18 protein-coding genes are annotated in these 19,501 nt (G+C 46.6%); 14 read left to right on the top strand and 4 right to left on the bottom strand.

Annotated features, from left to right (window positions below; all coding sequences use genetic code 11):
* Positions 1 to 21 precede the first annotated feature (21 nt).
* The 4 genes from ACO0LC_RS24915 to ACO0LC_RS24900 are packed head-to-tail and all read left to right on the top strand — an operon-like array spanning position 22 to position 4,521.
* Positions 22 to 684, top strand: coding sequence for a TnsA endonuclease N-terminal domain-containing protein (locus ACO0LC_RS24915; RefSeq protein ID WP_423008253.1), 663 nt, complete (start codon positions 22 to 24; stop codon positions 682 to 684).
* Positions 681 to 2,588, top strand: coding sequence for a Mu transposase C-terminal domain-containing protein (locus ACO0LC_RS24910; protein WP_423008251.1), 1,908 nt, complete (start codon positions 681 to 683; stop codon positions 2,586 to 2,588). Before ACO0LC_RS24915 ends, ACO0LC_RS24910 begins: the two co-directional genes overlap by 4 nt.
* Positions 2,588 to 3,496, top strand: a complete 909-nt coding sequence (locus ACO0LC_RS24905) for a TniB family NTP-binding protein (protein WP_423008249.1) — start codon at positions 2,588 to 2,590, stop codon at positions 3,494 to 3,496. The genes ACO0LC_RS24910 and ACO0LC_RS24905 overlap by 1 nt, the downstream gene beginning before the upstream one ends.
* Positions 3,493 to 4,521, top strand: a complete 1,029-nt coding sequence (locus tag ACO0LC_RS24900) for a TniQ family protein (RefSeq protein WP_423008247.1) — start codon at positions 3,493 to 3,495, stop codon at positions 4,519 to 4,521. Before ACO0LC_RS24905 ends, ACO0LC_RS24900 begins: the two co-directional genes overlap by 4 nt.
* Positions 4,522 to 4,608: 87 nt before the next feature.
* Here the strand turns inward: ACO0LC_RS24900 and ACO0LC_RS24895 are convergent, their stop codons facing one another.
* On the bottom strand, positions 4,609 to 5,568 hold the full coding sequence (locus ACO0LC_RS24895; RefSeq protein ID WP_423008245.1) for a DNA cytosine methyltransferase: 960 nt from the start codon (positions 5,566 to 5,568) through the stop codon (positions 4,609 to 4,611).
* A 328-nt stretch (positions 5,569 to 5,896) separates the two neighbouring features.
* Here ACO0LC_RS24895 and ACO0LC_RS24890 point away from each other — a divergent pair, with 328 nt between their 5' ends.
* From ACO0LC_RS24890 to ACO0LC_RS24875, 4 genes are read left to right on the top strand one after another with little or no spacing between them, the layout of a single operon-like run.
* A complete protein-coding gene (locus ACO0LC_RS24890; protein ID WP_423008243.1) occupies positions 5,897 to 7,396 on the top strand; it encodes an ATP-binding protein in 1,500 nt (499 codons plus the stop codon).
* Positions 7,389 to 10,172 carry a Z1 domain-containing protein gene (locus tag ACO0LC_RS24885; RefSeq protein WP_423008241.1) on the top strand — a complete coding sequence of 928 codons (2,784 nt, stop codon included), beginning with the start codon at positions 7,389 to 7,391 and terminating at the stop codon, positions 10,170 to 10,172. Before ACO0LC_RS24890 ends, ACO0LC_RS24885 begins: the two co-directional genes overlap by 8 nt.
* Entirely contained in the window at positions 10,169 to 11,149 is a 981-nt protein-coding gene (locus tag ACO0LC_RS24880) for a PD-(D/E)XK motif protein (RefSeq protein WP_423008239.1), read from the top strand. The genes ACO0LC_RS24885 and ACO0LC_RS24880 overlap by 4 nt, the downstream gene beginning before the upstream one ends.
* Positions 11,142 to 13,190 (top strand): AIPR family protein, encoded by a 2,049-nt coding sequence (locus ACO0LC_RS24875; protein WP_423008237.1) that lies wholly within the window; start codon positions 11,142 to 11,144, stop codon positions 13,188 to 13,190. The genes ACO0LC_RS24880 and ACO0LC_RS24875 overlap by 8 nt, the downstream gene beginning before the upstream one ends.
* Before the next feature lie 50 nt (positions 13,191 to 13,240).
* Here the strand turns inward: ACO0LC_RS24875 and ACO0LC_RS24870 are convergent, their stop codons facing one another.
* Entirely contained in the window at positions 13,241 to 13,663 is a 423-nt protein-coding gene (locus ACO0LC_RS24870) for a very short patch repair endonuclease (RefSeq protein WP_423008235.1), read from the bottom strand.
* Positions 13,664 to 13,716: 53 nt separating this feature from the next.
* Here ACO0LC_RS24870 and ACO0LC_RS24865 point away from each other — a divergent pair, with 53 nt between their 5' ends.
* On the top strand, positions 13,717 to 14,283 hold the full coding sequence (locus ACO0LC_RS24865; RefSeq protein WP_423008233.1) for a hypothetical protein: 567 nt from the start codon (positions 13,717 to 13,719) through the stop codon (positions 14,281 to 14,283).
* Positions 14,284 to 14,370: 87 nt separating this feature from the next.
* Positions 14,371 to 15,492, top strand: a complete 1,122-nt coding sequence (locus tag ACO0LC_RS24860; protein ID WP_423008231.1) for a hypothetical protein — start codon at positions 14,371 to 14,373, stop codon at positions 15,490 to 15,492.
* 126 nt (positions 15,493 to 15,618) lie between these two features.
* Here the strand turns inward: ACO0LC_RS24860 and ACO0LC_RS24855 are convergent, their stop codons facing one another.
* Positions 15,619 to 15,942 (bottom strand): helix-turn-helix domain-containing protein, encoded by a 324-nt coding sequence (locus ACO0LC_RS24855; protein ID WP_423008229.1) that lies wholly within the window; start codon positions 15,940 to 15,942, stop codon positions 15,619 to 15,621.
* A gap of 172 nt (positions 15,943 to 16,114) precedes the next feature.
* On the opposite strand from ACO0LC_RS24855, the gene ACO0LC_RS24850 reads away from it, so the two are divergent.
* From ACO0LC_RS24850 to ACO0LC_RS24835, 4 genes are all read left to right on the top strand, one after another.
* Positions 16,115 to 16,726, top strand: coding sequence for a hypothetical protein (locus ACO0LC_RS24850; protein ID WP_423008227.1), 612 nt, complete (start codon positions 16,115 to 16,117; stop codon positions 16,724 to 16,726).
* A 95-nt stretch (positions 16,727 to 16,821) separates the two neighbouring features.
* Positions 16,822 to 17,064, top strand: coding sequence for a hypothetical protein (locus ACO0LC_RS24845; protein ID WP_423008225.1), 243 nt, complete (start codon positions 16,822 to 16,824; stop codon positions 17,062 to 17,064).
* A gap of 51 nt (positions 17,065 to 17,115) precedes the next feature.
* Positions 17,116 to 17,745, top strand: coding sequence for an HAD family hydrolase (locus ACO0LC_RS24840; protein ID WP_423008223.1), 630 nt, complete (start codon positions 17,116 to 17,118; stop codon positions 17,743 to 17,745).
* A 142-nt stretch (positions 17,746 to 17,887) separates the two neighbouring features.
* On the top strand, positions 17,888 to 18,106 hold the full coding sequence (locus ACO0LC_RS24835) for a hypothetical protein (protein ID WP_423008221.1): 219 nt from the start codon (positions 17,888 to 17,890) through the stop codon (positions 18,104 to 18,106).
* Between the two features lie 507 nt (positions 18,107 to 18,613).
* On the opposite strand, the gene ACO0LC_RS24830 is transcribed toward ACO0LC_RS24835, so the two are convergent.
* A complete protein-coding gene (locus tag ACO0LC_RS24830; RefSeq protein ID WP_423008219.1) occupies positions 18,614 to 19,309 on the bottom strand; it encodes a hypothetical protein in 696 nt (231 codons plus the stop codon).
* Between the last annotated feature and the right edge of the window lie 192 nt (positions 19,310 to 19,501).

Below are 19,501 nucleotides of genomic sequence, written 5' to 3'. Positions count from 1 at the left end.
AACGTATTGACCGGGAGGTCTATGCCTGTACGAAAAATTCCAAAAAACCATCTTGTCGTAACTGGGAGTTTTGCCAGCCGCAAGAACGGTCAAATGGATGCATTCGAGTCTCTTCTCGAAAAAGAGTACATGTTGCTTTTGGACTTCAATGAAAGGGTCGCCAGTTTTGAGCCGCAGCCAGTCATTATTCAAGTCCCAGGAATAGCCAAGGGATATGTTCCCGATGTACTTGTTAGATATCACCCAGATTTTGAATCCGGGGAAATCCCCAAACCATTGCTTACTGAGATTAAGCATACCGATGACCTGGAGCGAAATGCTGAAAAATACGCTCCTAAATTCGAAGCGGCAAAAAATTTCGCGCTTGAACGTGGCTGGGATTTCCGAATAACCACGCAAGTGGAAATTCGAACGCAAAGGCTGGCAAATCTCAAATTCCTCCGCGAATACCGCAATATTGAACCTGCGATTCACGATAGTTCTCAGATAATTCAAATCGTGCGTGAAAACAACGGGATATTGCCCGTCGATGAGCTTCTTGACTGCCTTACTTCAACTGATGATGATCGGCTTCATTGGCTTCCAATAATATGGCATGCAATCGTGATACGGAACCTGGTGGTTGACTGGGATCAGCCTATCCATCATGGCACTGTACTGTGTTTGCCTGGGAATGAAATATGAGTAAACAGGAACGCACTCTGCTTTGGATTACCGAAGGCGCAACAATAACAAACAATGGTCGCGACTACGTCATCGTCGCTCTTGCAGACCTCAATTTGGTATTGGCAAAAGAAGTCGGTTCCAATGAAAAGGTGCTCCTGAAGATTGGAGAGCTGGGACCGCCAAAGAAAATAGAAAAACCAAACACTCCCCAGCCCATTGTTCACGATTTTACAAGTGTCTCAGAAATGGAATGGGAGGTTGCTGAGGAACGTCGGCGACACATAGAGCCTCTTCTCAATAATGACTACCGAAAATCTAATGCTCTTGCCGACCAGGCAGCACTTGCTGCGAGTGTAAGCCGTGCAACGATTTATCGATGGCTGGCTGCATTTAGGGACACGGGTTTGGTATCGTCCTTGATACTAAGTCCAGGTGGAAAAGGAGGTAAGAGGCCATCAAGATTATCTCCCGAGGTTGAGGCTATCATTCAGGATTGTTTTGAGAATTTTCATGATACGAATCAGAATCCTTCTATCGCTGCAACTATTGTAGAAATCCGAAGGCGTTGTTCCAATGCCAATCTCGCCTTGCCTGCAGCGAATACAATTCGGGACCGTCTGGAAAGGACCTCGGGCCGAGAGCGCGTAGCCAAGCGTAAAGGCATCGCGGTTGCCCATGACAAGTTCGATGCTATCAAAGGTAGTATTCCCGATGCAGACTGGCCGTTGGCAATGGTACAGATTGATCATACAGAACTGCCTGTTGTTATTGTTGATGACATTTACAGGAAATCGATTAAGCGTGTCTGGATCACTCTGGCAATCGACGTTTTCAGTCGCGTGTGTCTTGGTATGCATTTGTCACTTGATGCACCTTCTGCCATGTCAGCGGGAATGTGTATTGCGCATGCGATATTGCCAAAAGAAAAATGGATGACGCGTTTGAATGTGACCACAACGGATTGGCCTTGTTGGGGAACGATGGGAGTTCTGCATATGGATAACGCACGTGAATTTCGCGGCAACATGCTCAATGTCGCATGTAAGGAATACGATATAGATCTCCATTTGCGCCCCGTCAAAAAACCACGCTATGGCGCTCACATTGAAAGACTGATGGGAACGGTGTCTGAGGGACTAAAAACTGTAAAGGGTGCCACCTTTTCAGGGCCTGCGGAGAAAGGGGAATATGACGCTGAGGGAAGTGCTTGCATGACCTTTAGTGAACTCGAACGCTGGTTGATTCTGTTTTTCGCAGCCTACCACCGAAAACGTCATTCAGGAATCGGTATCCCGCCTTTAATGAAGTGGAAGGAAGGTTTGCTGGGGACGAAAGGAAAGCCAGGTCGAGGGTTGCCTGCACGACGATTGGATGAAGAAAAAATGCGCATCGACTTTATGCCGTTTATTGAAAGAACAGTCCAGAATTACGGTGTCGTGATTGATGAAATACATTATTACCATGACGTGTTACGACCATGGATCAATGCTGAACATCCAGAATTCAAGGGGCATCGACGCAAATTTCCGTTTCATCGTGACCCTCGGGATATCAGTACTCTCTATTTTTTCGATGAAATTTCGCGACGTTATTGTGCTATACCCTATCGCGACACTAGTCTGCCCCCAGTCAGTATTTGGGAATTGCGTGAAGCACATCGGCGAGCTGATGAACTAGGTATCCCACGTGAAAATGAAAAAGAAGTGTTTGCTCTGATTAATCAGCGGCGCGAAATTGAAGAGAATGCTGCAGAAAAGACTAAGTCCGCCAGGCGTGCTCAGCAAAGACGTGCACAGCATACTGAGGCACGCAAAGTTATGGCGGAAAATCTTCCAAACGTCAGCAGCCCAACTTCTTCTGAGCCGCCTGACGCCGTGCGCGGTTACGATCCCGATTCCGTAATGCCATTGGATGATGATTAATGTCTACGCCTCACGATTATGCACACTTGAGTGAAGCGGCATCGGCTATGGCTGATTGCAATGACGAGAAGCGCATCTATGCTATTCGCGAGGGTACTTGGCTGGGATACAAGGATGCGAAGCGTATCCTTGCCCGGATGGAAGACCTATTAAACTACCCACGTATTACGCGCATGCCAAATATGTTGTTGGTAGCGCCTTCATTCAATGGAAAAACTTCGATTCTTGAGCGATTTTTATCACTCCATCCACCGGACCTTGATCCAACCAACGAGATTACTATTTGTCCCGTTGTTTTAGTGGAAGCTCCACCCAAACCGGATATTTCTGACTTCTATACGCGCATTTTAGACGTGCTCATGACGCCTTATAAGCCAACAGCGTCAGTGCCAGAAAAATACTCTCAGATTAAGAAACTTTTCCGGCAAATGGAAGTGAAAATGTTGATTGTGGATGAGATTCATCATCTGATCGCAGGTAGTTTAAACCGGCAGCAGGAATTCAGAAATGCCTTGAAAAGTTTGGGCAATGAAACTTCCGTTGCTATAGTCGCTGCTGGCATTGAAGACGCCTACAATGCTTTCAATACTGATCCGCAAATGTCGAGTCGTTTTACTCCAGAGGAGCTGCCTCTATGGAGAGCGAATAATGAATTTGGCGCTCTACTGGCAACGTTGGAACAGCGTATGCCTTTGAGAAAACCGTCGACTCTTAAAGCGCCTTCATCAATGTTGACTATCCATATGCGTAGCGAAGGTACTTTAGGAGATATGTGTGACCTGGTGAAAGAGTTGGCAGTGGATGCAATTCGTACCAAGACCGAATGCATTACCGTGGAGCGGATCAATGAACTAACATGGGTACCTCCCTCTAAACGTAAACAATACCGACGCCTGAAGGCGACATGAGGGGTATCACTTCGCCTCTATGGCCTATACGCTATAGGCCGTTACCGGACGAACTACTATCTTCCTGGCTAGTAAGACTTGCACATGGTCACGGCTTGAAGGTTCAGACTTTCTGTAATTTAATATTTGGCAATCAGCGCCAAATCTGGAACCGGGACATGGATCGCCTGGCTCCAACATGGCTGATTGACGAATTAAGCCAGCGGACGGCGACCCCGTCACAGATTACATGGAATACGACACTGCGTTCCTATGAAGGATTGCTTTACCGAAAATCCAAAGTGTCGGGCGGATTGCAATGGATTCTCGCTCTCAAGTTGTACCATCGCAAGCGGGAGGGGTACGGATTGCAATGCTGTCCCACCTGTCTAGCTGAGGATCGCATTCCTTATTTCAGGAAGCGATGGCGCATCGCTTTTTATACAGTTTGCACTAAGCACCAAACAATGATGCTGGACCGTTGTCCACAGTGTGCTGCTGCTATAGCCTTTCACCGGATCGATATCATGAACGTCGATGCACTTGATGCAGGTACGCTTGCATATTGCCATGAGTGCGGATTTGATCTGAGGGCTGCTCCTGCAGTAGAACCATTGTTCTATGATCGCGATGCTACTGTTTTATTGCTGAACGCATGCAACGTGCTTGACCCAGGTCATGCAGGTGATGACAAGTGGGACCTGGGACGATATTCTGTATTGCATCAGTTGAGCATGATTTTAACTTCAAAATATCGGCATGTTTCCTTGCGGGATTTTGTGCTGGATCAGATTGGATGCTCTGATATTCGCTTAGCCACTGGACGCATTTCTTTGGAAATGCGTTCAATTAAAGAAAGACATCATTTGCTTCAGCTAGCCATGTGGCTGATGTTATCGCCAGGTACGCGATTGGAGCTGGCTTGGCGTAGCGGTGCGGTTCGATACAATGTTTTGTTGAAGGATTTTTCTGAGCCGCCTGATTGGTATCGAAGTATTGTGCGGAGATTTTCTAATTGGAGGGATCGGCTCGATAGCTATCATTAAGAGGCGAATTAAAGATCAGTCCAGGATGTTTTCAGAATTGATCTAAGGTAGATGATTACTCAGGATACGCAACATCAAAAGTGGTCACTACCGGTTTAGCTCGATCCAACTGAAGATTGCCGTCATCACATCGGAGCAGACACCATTTCCGCACAGCTTAACCTTTTCGCGGCGATTGCCGTATGGCAGAATATGATCATCCCCTCCGCCCATGCCTCGGAGCAGTTCATCAGGTTGAAGCATTCTAAGATAAGGGATCTGCTCTTTCCACGTAACTAATCCAAAGCGATCAATTGTTGTGATTGTTCGCAACGGAGCATCAAGATTTTGCCACCCCCCAGCATAGTCGGAGCCATAATAGACGATGATGAAGGGAACATTTTCCCCTAGCTCCGCTATTGCCCTTTCGGCACGCTCTAGCGTGGCTGCAGCGCGAGTTGGTTTGTACAAGGGTTCAGACTTGTAGTCAGCATCCCAGTTGATCACATCCCTGGCCGTCATGTGCTCAAACTCGATTGTTTCGAGTAACTCTTCTTTTGTGACGGTGGTTCCTTCTAGATCACAAACAAGAAACATGCGCTTACGTGCCTGAGGCGAGCCAAATTCAGAGGAGTTCAAATATAGATCGCTGACTGTATATCCAAATTCTTCAATCGTCTGTACCAGTTCGTTATGGCGAGACCATTTTTTCATTCGATTTACATTTTCCACAATCACCCAGCGTGGTTGCATAGCCTCAATCCATGGGACAATGCCTAGAGCGGTTTCGCGGCTAAGTTCCGTACCAGGTTTTGAGCCGCGAGCTATGGAGTGCGAAGTACACTCTGGGGACGTTAAGAGTACTTCTGGAGCGTACCGCATGCCTAGAGCAGCGATATCGACATCCTCAATACGCTTTGTAAGGATATCGGCTCCGGGGAAGTTAGCTTTATAAGTTTTTGTGGCAAGTTCCCAAGCATCCAGACCAAGTAACGGCTCGCCGCCGCCACGGACTGCTCCTCGAGCTCCAAAACCTCCACCACAAAATAAATCGACAAATGTTGCCATTTTCCCACCAGGATAAACAAATTACGCCAGGTTACCAGGTCAAGGGCACTTCGGCTAGATCAAATTTAAAAAGGGGAGACAGGGAATGTCGTAATTCCGCCACGCCATATAAATAAACGTTGTATTTCCCCTAACTTATAAGCTGACTAATCATACCACTGATCAGGCTTATCCAATCTGATTAGATGGGCTGACCGAAGTCTCGTGCAACCATCAGAGGTGCAGAAAAGTATGCATTAGCTAGCTTGTAAGTAGAAATAATCGTTTATTATGTGAAAAAAACACAACAATTTCAATTTTGCTGAAATAAAACAATATCTGGGTAAGCATGCTGACTGGACGTACGATAGAAATTCCCCCAAAACCTTTTGCCTTGATCACTTCATTAAGAGGGCTCGGTTATTCCCCAGAAACGGCATTGGCAGATCTTATAGATAACAGCATCACAGCTGGTTCCACTGATGTCGAAATCGACCTCCATTGGAATGACGGCGACCCTGTTGCTGCATTGCTGGATAATGGTCATGGAATGAATGAGGCGCAATTAATTGATGCTATGAGGTTAGGGGGGGATGGACCAGATTGCATAAGAAGCGAGGGGGATCTCGGACGTTTTGGTATGGGGCTAAAAACAGCCTCGCTTTCGCAGAGCCGTCGCATGACCATTGTGACGAAAGTTGCAGAGAGTGTGAGTGCTGTTGTCTTGGACATCGAAACCGTAGCTAACAAGGGATGGATTGCCACGGTACCAGATAACCTGCCTGACCATCATTACGTAACCGCCCTTTTGTCGCGCCCTAGCGCCACGGTTGTAATTTGGGATCGCATTGATGAATTAAGCGGATTAACCGGTTTAAATAAAGAGGCCTTCTATATCCGTCTGGAAGGAATTCGAGCGCATCTTGGCATGGTTTTTCACCGTTTTATCAATGGGGATGCACGTTCAGTATCTATTCTACTGAATGGTCGCGCCATTAAGGGCTGGGATCCCTTTCAAACTGCACATACGGCCACTACAGAATTGCCGTTGGAGCGCATAAGACATGGGGGAACTGCGCTTAGTGTTAAACCTTATATTCTTCCGCATAGAGATCGTTTTGAAAACGATGCCGAATACGAGTCAGCGGGTGGGCCTGGTGGGTGGGCTACCAGACAAGGGTTTTATGTCTACCGAGGCAAGCGCCTTCTTGTCGCTGGGAGCTGGCTTGGGCTGGGTGGAGTACGCATGTGGACCCGCGATGAGGCGAGCCGTCTCGCACGTATTCAGGTGGATCTTCCTGCCGAACTCGATCGTGACTGGCGTATAGATGTTCGTAAATCACAGGCACGACCTCCGGGAGCTCTCCGCGCACGTCTAACGCTAATTGCTAGACATTGTAGAGAAGAGGCGCGGGAGGTTTTTGCCTTTCGTGGCAGAGGACCTCGTGTTAAAGGCTCGCAGCATACTGCTCCACCTATATGGCTTGCGAATCAAGGCCCGAAGGGATCTCACTACAGAATTAATCGAGAGCATCCTGCGATCGTCGCCTATCGGCAAGCAAAAAATGACAGTGGGGGGGGACTTGATGCCATTCTGTCGTTGATCGAGCGAAATGTTCCAATTGAGCGAATATGGTTAGAAGTATCTGAATCTGAAGGCGTTGCAACTGCAGTCTTTGAGCCAGATGAAATCGCTAAATTAAGCGATCAGTTGATTGAACTGAGTAAAGCATTACCAGAAACTATTGCTCTTTCTCAACGTATCGATATGCTGCTTCTTAATCTCCCAGGAGATTTAACAAAACTAAAGTTGGAAATCTTACGTAAGCTGGGAGAGGATAATGATTGATGTGGCTGAAGCGGTTGCGTTAAGAGCACGAAAAATCCTGCAGATGCAGCAGGAAGCGGGCAAGCAAATAGATATAGAGGCGATCAAAAAGGTTGTAGAACTTGATATTGCCGTGTTTAGCATGGCTATGGGGCTGACTGTCGGCCCCGATACTGTCGATGAGGCAATACGTCTGCTCTGGACAATGTTCATTACAGAACAAGGTCCGGCACTGATATTAAAGGATCCTGACTCGAGGCCTGCGCCGTGGTACGTTGGTGAGCGTCGCCAACCTGGCCCCTTTATGCAAAGGTATCTCAGTAAGCTAGAGGAGGATGGCTGGCCAGAAGAATCTTGCAAAGAACTTCAGAACAGTACCGCCAGAATTGTGGAGTTACTAGATGATCCACAGCGACCAGGCAGTTGGGACTGGCGCGGTCTCGTTGTAGGTGATGTCCAGTCAGGAAAAACTGCCAGTTATGCAGGTGTGGCCAATCGTGCAGCAGACGCTGGTTACCGGATAATCATTGTTCTGGCTGGGATGCATAAAATCTTGCGCCTCCAGACACAGAAACGTTTTGATCTGGATTTTCTCGGATACAACACAAATCCTAAAAATCGTCGCGCAAACCAGCCGATGGAAAACATTGGTGTCGGCACTTTCAAGCAGATATTAGTCGATAGTATGACGATGGCGGATATGAACGGAGACTTCAATCAGCGCGTTGCAGATCAGACCAGTTTTTCTCCTGACAATAAGCCTTGTCTTTTTATTGTCAAGAAAAACGCGAGTGTCCTCGAAAACCTGAATAATTGGGTCGCTCGACTCCCTAGCCAAGCAAGATCTTCACCTGTCCTCGTGATTGATGATGAGGCCGATCAAGCCTCTATCGATACCGGCGACCAACCTCTTCTTGAGGATGGCACCTTTAAAGAGGATTACGACCCGAAAAGTGTCAATGGCGAAATACGGAAACTTCTTATGAAGTTTGAGCGAAGAGCTTATGTCGGATATACGGCTACACCGTTTGCTAATATCTTTATCCATGACGAGCGCGCTGCGGCGTATTACGGCCCAGACCTATTCCCATCGACGTTTATCGTTTCATTGACGCCACCAGACGATTATTTTGGGCCTGCTGCAGTATTCGGTACAAATGATGACTATGATAACCCTGGCCTTCCCCTTGTTCGGACACTTGATCAGACTGATGAAAACTGGATTACCGAAAAGCACGACAAAACACTGAAACCCCGATTCGAAGGCAAGGACGTTATTCCCCAAAGCCTGGAACAGGCGATTGACGCGTTTCTCCTGACTTGCGCTGCTCGTGCAGCAAGAGGCCAAGAAACTGAACACAATTCTATGTTGGTCCACGTTTCCCGTTTTGTTGATGTTCACATAGAAGTTCATCGGCAGGTTGAACAATATTTGACGGAAACGCAAGCGATGATCTCTAATGGGGATCAGGGAACATTGCAACGTTTGAAAGACGTGTGGGATAACGATTATCTCTCGACAACTCAGGCAGTAGAGTCGACGGTATACGGCCGCAACACCATCCCTGTGACCTGGGATCAGGTTCGCTCAAAAATTGCTAATAGCTCAGACAAGATTCGGGTTATTACGGCAAATGGAAAAACAAAGGCTGATATTGATTATGATGCCTATAAAAAAACAGGATTTTCCGTTATTGCCGTTGGGGGAGACAAGCTGTCGCGGGGCCTGACACTTGAAGGACTCTCTGTAAGTTATTTTCTCCGAATTTCCCGTCAGTATGACAGTCTTTTGCAGATGGGGCGCTGGTTCGGCTATCGTCGCGGCTTTGCGGATCTGTGCCGCCTATATACGACTCCAGACATGGAAGACTGGTTCCGTTATGTGGCGACTTCTCAAAAGGAGCTTCGAGAGCTGTTCTTTGAAATGGCATTGACAAATGCTACGCCCAAGCAGTTTGGTCTCAAAGTGAGTGTTCATGACATCCTCGGAGTTACTGCTAACAACAAACAGCGTCATGCTGAATTACGTCAAAGTAGCTATGCAGGCGAAGGTAAAGTGCAAACTGTAATGTTCCGTGACCGGCATACGATTGAACGAAATGCAGACATAACAGATGACTTCATTCGGATTTTGAATGACGAGGAAAGTAGAGTGGATAACCCACCCCGTCCTGGATCAAAAGGGGGAAACGCGCAAGGAACAGTCTGGACGAAAGTGCCTGGCCGTAATGTGGCTGAATACCTGAGCAACTTGAGCTTTCCACCTGAAAGTTTGCAGATTAACGGAAGCAAGTTAGCTGCATACATTAATGAAATGCTTGGAACGTCAACCCCTGAGTTGACTGATTGGACCGTTTTCCTAGCAACGGGTACAAAGAAACAGGTTAACGTTGCAGGTGAACTTCGGAATTGTGTCGAGCGAAAGCCAAGGCCCTCAAGGAGCGGTAAATCTTTGCCTGATGACCGATTTATTATCGGTACGACGCTAAGTCCCCTTGACCAGGCCATAGATCTTAGTGATGTTGAGTTTGCGGATGCGCTAATTAGGACCAACAAGGAGCGGCGGTCTAGGAACAAAATGGAAGGATTGGTTCCCTCGGGCGAATTTATTCGCAAGGTTCGAGGTGCCCGCCCTCAAAATGGCCTGTTAATCATTTACCCTATTGATCCGGAATTAGCTGAAGTTGAAGTTACTGATCGGCCAGTCATTAGTGTTGTCGTCAGTTTTCCAGATAGTAACTCTGCCGACAAGCGTGTTTACCTGATCAACAGTGTAGCGCAACGCGAGGAATCATGATCAACTGGTTAGCAAAGCTCAATGATGCGTGGATCGACCTTTTACACGTCGCGCCGGTAGCGCGTTTATACCGAACAAAGCTGCTTTCGGCGGAGGTTTCTCTCAATATCCTGGTTGCGGTGCGGGCGACAGATAATGCTCCGTGTCTGATACTTCAGACATCGGTTGCTCCTCATGCTTTATTCGAGCTGGGAGGCATGCGTTTTCAACTTATTTCGGATGACACGGGCACGCTTTTAGTCTTGTCTTTGGAGGATGATAGTAGGCGAGATTTATTCTCAACTATTTGTGCTGATGTCGTTGCTGCAGCCTCTCAAGAGGATGATATTGAGGCGCTTGATCAGTTTTTAGCTCGACTAGATGCTTGGCGGCAATTTTTACGCGATTGCCGTTCTGGACTTTCAAGATCGGACACTATAGGGCTTATTGGGGAGCTACTTGTACTTGAACAGTTGCTTTCGATCAGTTCGAAGCATCTGTCGACTTGGCAGGCCCCAAATGATGGTCTACATGATTTTCATCGTGACGGACATGCATTGGAAGCAAAGACGTCTCTAGGTCCTGCCTCGTCCATCACAATTTCTAAGCTTGATCAATTGGACACATCAGGGCTAAGGCGTCTAGATCTACTTAATGTCAGACTGATAGAAGCGCCCGAAGGACGTTCCCTGCAAAACATCATTACTACAATTGCTGAAAGACTGCCTGATGAGGGGGCGCGGCGCACATTTAAAAATGCACTGCTTCGCCGTGGTCTGATGCCAGATGACAATGCAGCATTGCTCACACCAAAGGTTGAACTCCGAACGATAGTGACTTATACCGTCTCTCAGAATTTCCCGCGACTGGTGCGGATGAATCTTCCTATAGCAATCACTGAGGCAAGTTATACACTTGATGTGCGATCACTTGCCCCCTTCTCTATAGATACGGACTCCACCATTGATACATTTGTTAAAGAGACCATTCATGAGTAATGAGGCAATTGTCGATTTTTACAAAGAAATCATCGCTGAAATTGAAGAGGGACTCACTGATGAACTGCCCTTTTCTCAGGAGGTATTCACTAGATTGATTCTTGAAAGGCTTGAAGAAGCTGGCCACCTGGACGGAGCTTTTCCCTTGTATCAGGAAGGGCGAGTTAAAAATGCAGTATATCGAATCGACGGCTATGCGTATGACGAAGATCGGTCACGACTGGATCTGTTCACAACAATCTATTCGGGTGACCTGCCTGCCAATAAGATTCCTTCGGCAGACGTCGCGAAAGCTCTGAATCGTGCATTGCGTTTTGCAAGTGCTTGTGTTGATGGACTTGCATCGCAACTTGAACCGGCTAATACCGATGCCAGTGATCTGGCACGTCTGATTGAGACAGAGTCGAATAAGCTTTCTGCTATTCGTATCTTACTACTGGCGGACGGTATTGTCGGCAATTTCACTCCACCAGACGAGTGGCGCGGGAAGCACCTTGAATTTGAGGTCTATGACATTGTTCGCCTGTTCCGTATCCTCGGCAAAGGTGAAACCCGGGCAGATATTGCCGTTGATTTGGTTTCATTGATTGGCAATAGTCTTCCATGTCTTCATGTCCCTGCGCAAAATGATGAATATGACGCCTATCTGGCCGTCCTGCCTGGTAAGGTGCTCTCACAGGTCTACGATCGGTATGGTGCCCGTTTACTGGAATTGAACGTGCGTGCCTTCCTTGGGCTGCAAGGCCGTAAAAGTGTCAATGCTGAACTTCGCAAAACGATTGCCGAGCAACCCTCAATGTTTCTTGCTTTTAATAACGGAATCGTGGCAACAGTCGATGACCTCGTTGTTGCTAAGAATATTGCCGGTGGCTTGGGCATTCATTCCTTACAAGGTCTGCAGATTGTCAACGGAGGTCAGACTACGGCGTCTCTGCATCGGGCGCGTCGCAAGGATTCTTTGAGCTTGGATCATGTTTCGGTTCCAGTGAAGATCATCAAGGTCGGAGGGGCCGATTTAAGCGAAATGGTTGCATCGATATCCCGCGCAGCTAACCGACAAAATACTGTGCAACTGGCTGATTTCTCAGCGAACGATCCCTTTCACCAGCAAATCGAGACCCTGGCCAATACAACTTGGCTGGATGACGGAAAAGGGCGATGGTTTTACGAGCGTGCTCGGGGCTCATATCTCGCGGCTGAGCAGAGCGCTGCCTATCGCAAAAGTGATCAGAATAATTTTCGTCAGCAAACGCCAAAACATCGGAGACTAAGCAAGCTTGATGTGGCCAGGTATTTAAGCGCATTGCTAGGTCTTCCGGACAAGGTCTGCCTGGGAGGACAGAAGAATTTTCAGAGTTTTATGCAGAGATTGAAAGATGAGCCATCACCAGCACCTGATCAGGTATGGTTCAAGCGTCTGATAGCCATCGCTATTTTGTACCGCGCTGCTGAAAAAAAGATCAGGGGCTTGAAGTTTCCTGCCTACGGAGCACAAATAACTGCCTACGTTGTTTCAGGACTTTTGCGTCGGACCGGTGGACGTGTTGACTACGACAGGTTGTGGTCAAAACAGAATATCAGTCCTGAGCTAGAGAATTTAATTGCTGACTGGTCAGTAAATCTGAATGAAATCATGCGCAGGTCGGCTGGCCAAAAGAACCCTAGTGAATGGTTTAAAAAGGCGGATTGTTGGAAAGACATTCAAGATCAGTTACCGGCTCTTGAAGATCCGTTACCGCCAGAACTCTCTTATGCGAATATAGACGATAACTTAACGATCCCAGCGACAGCGACTCATTCGGCTGTCGACTATGAGCGTATTGCTCGGTGTATGCAAATTCCAAGTGCTATCTGGATGGAGGTTGCGGAGCGCGGCCAAAAAACGGGAACTATACACTGGAGGGTTGCTGGGATTTGTCGAACCTTGGCCAGCTATGCAGCCGGGGATTGGGAAAAAAAACCATCGGCAAAACAGGCGAAACCTGCCCTTGACGCTGTGCTTGCAGCAGAAAGAGCGGGCCTTGTTAATACACAGGGTTGATTTTCATCAAAAATTATCTGTGATTAGGAGGGGGCTTAGTCAGAACGAGGTCATGTCGGGCTGTTTTTTTTATCAATAAGTGGTTGAATCTGCGCAAGTAGAGCGTGTTCTGACTTCAGGTTACATTCCCAAATAGTGATTACCGTCCAACCATTGGAGAGGAGCTGTGCTTCTTGATTTGTGTCTCGGGCCCGATTTTTTTCAAGTTTATTGAGCCAGAAGTCCCTACGTGTTTCAGGTATTTTGGTCAGTGCGCACCCGTGTAGATGCCAGAAACAGCCATGTACCATGATTACAGTACGATATTTGGGTAGCACGATGTCAGGAGTGCCAGGTAGTGTTCGGTCATGCAGTCTGAATCGGAAGCCAAGTCGGTGTAGGAGTTTTCTGACCACAATTTCGGGGGCAGTATTCTTTCCCTTTATTGCCGACATATTGCGTCGGCGTTGCTCTTTTGTTAATCTGTCCACCATAGAGTAGAAATTTATATAGCAAAGTCCTTAAACTTAAAATCTGGGAGCGTTTTATGCTTTATACCGCAGATGTAGTTATCGAACAATCGGTCAATTCATCTCTGATGGAAATGCCAGATGAAGAACGGCTGACCAGCACGGACGGCCTTGATGAGAACCATGACTATGGTCAAATTTGTGACGTGAGTATAGATGAAGCAATTGAAACAATTGCAAATGAAGCTGAACTACTTACCAGAATTGAATCCATTCCCGAAGAGGAGCAAGAGGAAGCATTGGCAGAAATTTCTGATGAACTATTTGATGATTTTGATTCGCTGATCGGACTCGATTTTGGTGTCGCAGGTTTAGTCGAGGCTTTAACAGCAATTGGTTGTGCCACGATAAGCAGTTGCAATGGCGGCGTTATGGGTGGTAGCCACGCAATGCCTCATCCATGGATCATTTTCCATGCTCCTACAAATCTTGTTGACCTATTACTTTGGGCCGCAAAAGAAGCCAATGCAGGCCTCATAAATAACTATTCTGGCATGCTACAGGCGTATTCTGATGACATCTGGAAGTTTAATAGGATGGCCAGTCATCTTATAAAACGACACAAGGAGTTTATATCGGGCTGATTTCACATCTGCAGTAATACGAATTACAAGCTTGGGGTTGCCGAAGTGATGATGCAGCTTGAATGGACGAGTTAATGGAGAGCCAGGATGGGAGTAGACTTATTTGCGAATCAATCTACAAAGAACAAGCTTCATCCACAATTCTTGACCTTGCGTGATTCGCCGATGTGCGCACCTGCTCGAGAAATTCTTCGTGAAATTCAAAAACGCTTTGACGATCCTGATGGAAATTTCGTCGAACAATTTCAAACCAGTGGTTTTGATTCGCGGACATTTGAAATGTTTTTGTTCGCTATGTTTGAGGAGAATGATCACACTATAGATCGCAGTCATGATCGTCCCGATTTCATGATCACAAAGGGTGGCTTTAGTGCGGTAGTTGAAGCAGTGACGGCAAATCCAAAGCCTACGAAAGAACATCAACCTTATAGAGCTTTGCCTACCTCTCGCAGCGAAGTCGAGTTAGAAAATTACCTTCGAAATGATCTTGCCATCCGAATGGGAAGTCCCTTGTTTTCGAAGCTTAAGAAGCGCTATTGGGACCTGCCACACGTCGCGGGGAAACCACTTATATTGGCTATTCAGTGTTTTCATGAGCCAGGTGCCCTTATGTTTACATCCACTACTTTGACACATTTGCTTTTCGGGTATCGACAAACGTGGTATCACGATGCAGATGGTAGCTTGATCATCTCTGAGTTACCAATCGATGAGCATCGATCGGGGCTCAAATGCATTCCTTCTGGGTTTTTTGCACAACCGGGAGCCGAAAATATTTCCGCCGTATTGTTCGCAAATTCTGGAACAATCCCTAAATTCGCAAGGATGGGTTTGGAAGCCGGCCATCGAATTGGCGCGGTGCGGATGCTTCGTTATGGAGCATGTTATAGGCATGACCCTAACGCCGCACTACCTGAACCATTCCTATATGAAGTTGGGGCACCTGAAGAGGTGCGAGAATCTTGGCGAGAGGGAACGATACTTATTCACAATCCCAAGGCACTGTATCCGTTGCCTGCGGAGTGGCTTGGGGCTGGTGCGGAGGAAAATATGGAGAACGGCAAAACCATTACGACATTTTCAGAGCCGTTTCTACCATATTGGTCTATGACGATGAATTTTCCAGGATACACACCTACATCAATCATTCAAAAACAGGCTAACAAAATTATCAGAGAATTGATGAAGCAGTTCCCGCCAAGCACATAATTTTGTCAATTTATTCATTGACATGCGGCCCGGTTGTTTGGGGACGAGAGAAGCGTATACTTGAACCGTACTGTAAGGCAATATTAAATTTTCAAAGAACTAGGAAATTTGTTTGATCAAAGCATTTCAATCCTGAAGCGCTGCCTTGACAGCATGCGTCATTTTCACCAAATTTAAATAGTCGGCTTTACTGGCAGTTCGCATCAGGAAGTCCCTTAATTCTTCGGCAGAGGGCTTGCCGTCAAAGTCGAAGAAGTCCTTCAAATCCACGTCAAGCTCTAAGCGAATACGTTCCAGCGTCTCTAACGATGGGTAATGCAGACCTCGCTCCAGTCTGCTCAACGACTTTGTATCGATACCAATCCGGCCAGCCAATTCTTCCTGTGACAGTTGTTTGCGCTTGCGCAGAATTTGCACGCGTTGACCGACCAAATGCCGAACATCCTCCATGTAAACCTCCAAAGTTGACTACCTTCAGTAAATCAACATTGAGGGCTTCTTAAAACTTCTCATTACGTTTATAATTTCATAAAATCTACCTAATACGTTTACTTTCTTGATTTTTGGGTCATAAAGATAGATTTACCATTTCATAAAACCAGTTGAATTTGGACGCAACATCATGGGATCAGCAAAAGGCCTTGGCCTGGCATTGCTCGCAACGTTTGCGGTTCCTGCCGCAGGTTTATCCGGCATTGGGGCTATTGGTGCACTAATAGGCATGCTCCTGTCTCACGACAACAGGACAAGCGGTGTTTTCACTTTCTTCGTGGTGGCAGTAGTCATCTGCTTTTTGTCCATCCGACTACTGGTAGGAATGCACAAGAAAGCCAAAGGCTTGGTGGAGAGTATCAATCTGCAGTCCAATCTGAATTTCAACGCTGAAAATCTGTTGGGTTATCCCAGCCCAGCATTCCTGATTTTCGACAAACAAAACCGGAAGCTGGCTTTTTGCAATAGCAGCACCGGTCATTTCAAGATATATGAACTCTCGTACTTGCTGGCCTGGCGCTACGAATGGAAGATTAAGGAAAGCATGGAGCTATCAGGTCCAGGCAGACAAGTTGGTACGACGAATATGCAAATGCCTTCATTTGAGCGTGTACAGCGTGCCGGTGACTTTTCGCTGATATTGGAAGTTGCCGATGAGAGCAACCCTGTCATCAAATTTTACATGAGCGAGAGAGCAGCCAAAGAATGGTGCGCAAAACTGAATGCCATCGTCAACGGCTAACTGATGTGGCGTGCGCCCATCATGCTTTCTGACAAAAAACAATACCTATCACCATATCCCATGGTTTCAAGACCAGGATACGACTTAAAGAAATTATGCATTCGGTCAAAGAATTACAGCGCGGCGCAATTATGTTGCGCACACAGTGTTTAGAAACGGTCACTCAGTTCGCGTCAAACAATCCAGGCATCCCAGCCCAAGCCGTTGCCATTGGCCTGGGAGAGTTACTCATTCAATTCTCTGTCTCCCAACTCGGGCAGGAGCATACGCATCATCTGCTGTCGTCACTGCAAGAAGCTGTCCTCCTGTTCGGTGATAAAATCATGGAACCGCATTAAGCAGTCCAGCGATGGCTGCCCAACAATCTGCACGAACAATGCAACTACAAAATGAATAACCAAACCAAGGCCAAAGGGACCATCGCTTTAGATGCTGATGGTGTGCTTCTTGACTATCATGCTTCCTATGCATTGGCATGGCAAAAAGCGTTTGGAGTCTTGCCAGCAGTCAAAGATCCGCTAGCCTACTGGCCCATAGATCGATGGAGTGTTCAGAGAGTGTCTGGTAACGAACTGGAGCGGTTTCGTCAGTGCTTTGATGAAGAATTCTGGTCCACCATTCCAGCATTGCCAGGTGCACTGGACGCTTGCCATTTGCTCAAGGACGCCGGTTATGACATTGTGTGTGTAAGTGCGCTGAAGGAGGCGTACCGGCTCTCAAGGCTAAAGAATATCCGTGACCACGGATTTCCAATTGAAGACGTGATTGCGACCGAGCACAGTGATACTGGCATCAGTCCAAAAGCTAAGGCACTCAGCGACTTGAAACCTGTTGCATTTGTTGATGATTATTTGCCTTACTTTCGTGGTGTGCCAACCGGCATGCACCTGGCACTCATTACCAGAGAGCCAAATGGAACTCCAAATATCGGGGATGAACTGAAAAATGTATCTTCGTCACATTCAGATCTGCTGGAATTCGCAAATTGGTGGATACATTGTGCATCAGATATAAAGTAAACCGGCCGCCTTGAATTTGAAGCCAAAATGCAAATGGCCCGCAAAAGTGTGCCATGCTTACTCCAACGTCTCCAGGGGGAAGCTTACGCCCGCGAGTCCCAGAACACACGGGGGATTATATATTATTAGGGAAAGTTGCTTCATGAGCGCAGCAATCGATACCTTTGTCATCGGGGATTACCCCCAGCTCCGACTGATCGCTTGGAATCGTGATCCCCACGATGCAATCACCGGTGAGGAGGCGTTTGGTCTCTACGAGCGAAGCTGGCGCTTTGTTGATGAGAGTGTGATGCTCCCCCATGAGCGTGCTCTGGTTGATCGACTGACACGTGAATACGGTGATGGCATCCTGCATGTTTGACCATCTTCATTATTAAGCATCGTCGAGTTTCTCGCCTTTCTCGAATTAGCCGTGCAGCGCCACAGATTTAACCTGTACCCAGACTACGCCGCCCAGTTTAAAGCCTAGTAAGGCTATGCCCAGCTTCATCAAACGTCCAAGCAAGAGATTGCACTCACTTATATGCAGATCAAAGCCAGCCCAGGATGACTATGCTCCGATGTATCCAGGTACCCAATTAGCCTCCATCTACAAGGCATAGGTGATACAAAGCTAAAAATAGGATCGTGCCGAGTTATTTTTGAATGTTTTGTAGGAGTTGCATCTTAACGCTGCTTTTATCAAACAAATACAGTTCAATCCCTCATTACTTATGGTGCAGATAAAGCATGTAACTGCACCGCCTCATTCAGGACTAGAATTTATTTTCCTTGTAAAGTTTTGAAGCGAGCCGCAAGTGGCTTTTTTCATGCGACTGAGTGGTTTTATTTATGCGGATATGCAGCTAGCAAATCAGATCAAGGAACATTAGCCCGCAGTCTTGATTGCGAACTCGTTTTCCATGAATGTATTTGCTCCACGCATAGCACTTTCCATCATTGCTAGCGATACTTTCTGCGCTCCAATAATCTGGCCTAATGTTCCTTTCAGGTTATTGGTCAGCAAAAGTAGGCTATTTTTCTGTTTTTTTGAAACTGCTTTTTCTTCGTGCAATGAGAGTGAAATTTGGTGTGCGAGGATGAACATTTCTTTCGAGAGGGTAATTCCATATTCGATAATAGAAGAGTTGGACAATCCTTCGAGTTTCATTTCTCTAAGATCACAATTAAGTTCAATAGTCTTGGCGAAATAGCGTCGTAATGCCCAGACCAAGTCATTTAAACTATAGTCGGATGCAGGAATGGCTGTGCAATCCAGCATGTAACCACCTGAATTTTTACAAAGTAATGCGGGTAGCACTTGATCGCTGAAATGATTTACGAGAGCCAATAAATCTGAGACACCAAGATTATCGTCTGTAATTTTGGACTCCCATCTTTTTGCACTGTATATGCCAATGGACAAAGCCAATGCAGTATAGCCTCCTTGGGATGCCACATTGCTTGTCAGCCGCAAACGTATGGCCTTGGTGCAATCCATTGATTTCAAGTAATCGGGAATATTAACTTCTTTCAATGCCGTGGTACTTGTAAGTAGTTTGATTTGGTTCAAAGCGCCGTTCATATATATTTTCCGTTCGACTAAATTAATATTTTCATCATCATTGACCTATCGCCCATTTCAAAAAAATCACGCACTGCCAGTGAGAAATTCATTTTGTATATCCAAACTTAAGCAATTAAATAAATTGGGCAAAAGTATTTGGGTGTAATGCCAATACGTATACTCCTTTTGGAAGACTTATCAAATACTGTA

Origin of the sequence: Undibacterium sp. JH2W, assembly GCF_049340425.1 — a bacterium.
Classification (GTDB): Bacteria; Pseudomonadota; Gammaproteobacteria; order Burkholderiales; family Burkholderiaceae_D; genus Undibacterium.
Note: the sequence above shows the minus strand (reverse complement) of the source record. Positions and strands in the feature narration are given on the sequence as shown.

Coding starts and splice junctions, on each gene's coding strand:
- ACO0LC_RS24915 (WP_423008253.1), top strand. CDS start 22: ATGCCTGTACGAAAAATTCCAAAAAACCATCTTGTCGTAACTGGGAGT.
- ACO0LC_RS24910 (WP_423008251.1), top strand. CDS start 681: ATGAGTAAACAGGAACGCACTCTGCTTTGGATTACCGAAGGCGCAACA.
- ACO0LC_RS24905 (WP_423008249.1), top strand. CDS start 2,588: ATGTCTACGCCTCACGATTATGCACACTTGAGTGAAGCGGCATCGGCT.
- ACO0LC_RS24900 (WP_423008247.1), top strand. CDS start 3,493: ATGAGGGGTATCACTTCGCCTCTATGGCCTATACGCTATAGGCCGTTA.
- ACO0LC_RS24895 (WP_423008245.1), bottom strand. CDS start 5,568: ATGGCAACATTTGTCGATTTATTTTGTGGTGGAGGTTTTGGAGCTCGA.
- ACO0LC_RS24890 (WP_423008243.1), top strand. CDS start 5,897: ATGCTGACTGGACGTACGATAGAAATTCCCCCAAAACCTTTTGCCTTG.
- ACO0LC_RS24885 (WP_423008241.1), top strand. CDS start 7,389: ATGATTGATGTGGCTGAAGCGGTTGCGTTAAGAGCACGAAAAATCCTG.
- ACO0LC_RS24880 (WP_423008239.1), top strand. CDS start 10,169: ATGATCAACTGGTTAGCAAAGCTCAATGATGCGTGGATCGACCTTTTA.
- ACO0LC_RS24875 (WP_423008237.1), top strand. CDS start 11,142: ATGAGTAATGAGGCAATTGTCGATTTTTACAAAGAAATCATCGCTGAA.
- ACO0LC_RS24870 (WP_423008235.1), bottom strand. CDS start 13,663: ATGGTGGACAGATTAACAAAAGAGCAACGCCGACGCAATATGTCGGCA.
- ACO0LC_RS24865 (WP_423008233.1), top strand. CDS start 13,717: ATGCTTTATACCGCAGATGTAGTTATCGAACAATCGGTCAATTCATCT.
- ACO0LC_RS24860 (WP_423008231.1), top strand. CDS start 14,371: ATGGGAGTAGACTTATTTGCGAATCAATCTACAAAGAACAAGCTTCAT.
- ACO0LC_RS24855 (WP_423008229.1), bottom strand. CDS start 15,942: ATGGAGGATGTTCGGCATTTGGTCGGTCAACGCGTGCAAATTCTGCGC.
- ACO0LC_RS24850 (WP_423008227.1), top strand. CDS start 16,115: ATGGGATCAGCAAAAGGCCTTGGCCTGGCATTGCTCGCAACGTTTGCG.
- ACO0LC_RS24845 (WP_423008225.1), top strand. CDS start 16,822: ATGCATTCGGTCAAAGAATTACAGCGCGGCGCAATTATGTTGCGCACA.
- ACO0LC_RS24840 (WP_423008223.1), top strand. CDS start 17,116: ATGAATAACCAAACCAAGGCCAAAGGGACCATCGCTTTAGATGCTGAT.
- ACO0LC_RS24835 (WP_423008221.1), top strand. CDS start 17,888: ATGAGCGCAGCAATCGATACCTTTGTCATCGGGGATTACCCCCAGCTC.
- ACO0LC_RS24830 (WP_423008219.1), bottom strand. CDS start 19,309: ATGAACGGCGCTTTGAACCAAATCAAACTACTTACAAGTACCACGGCA.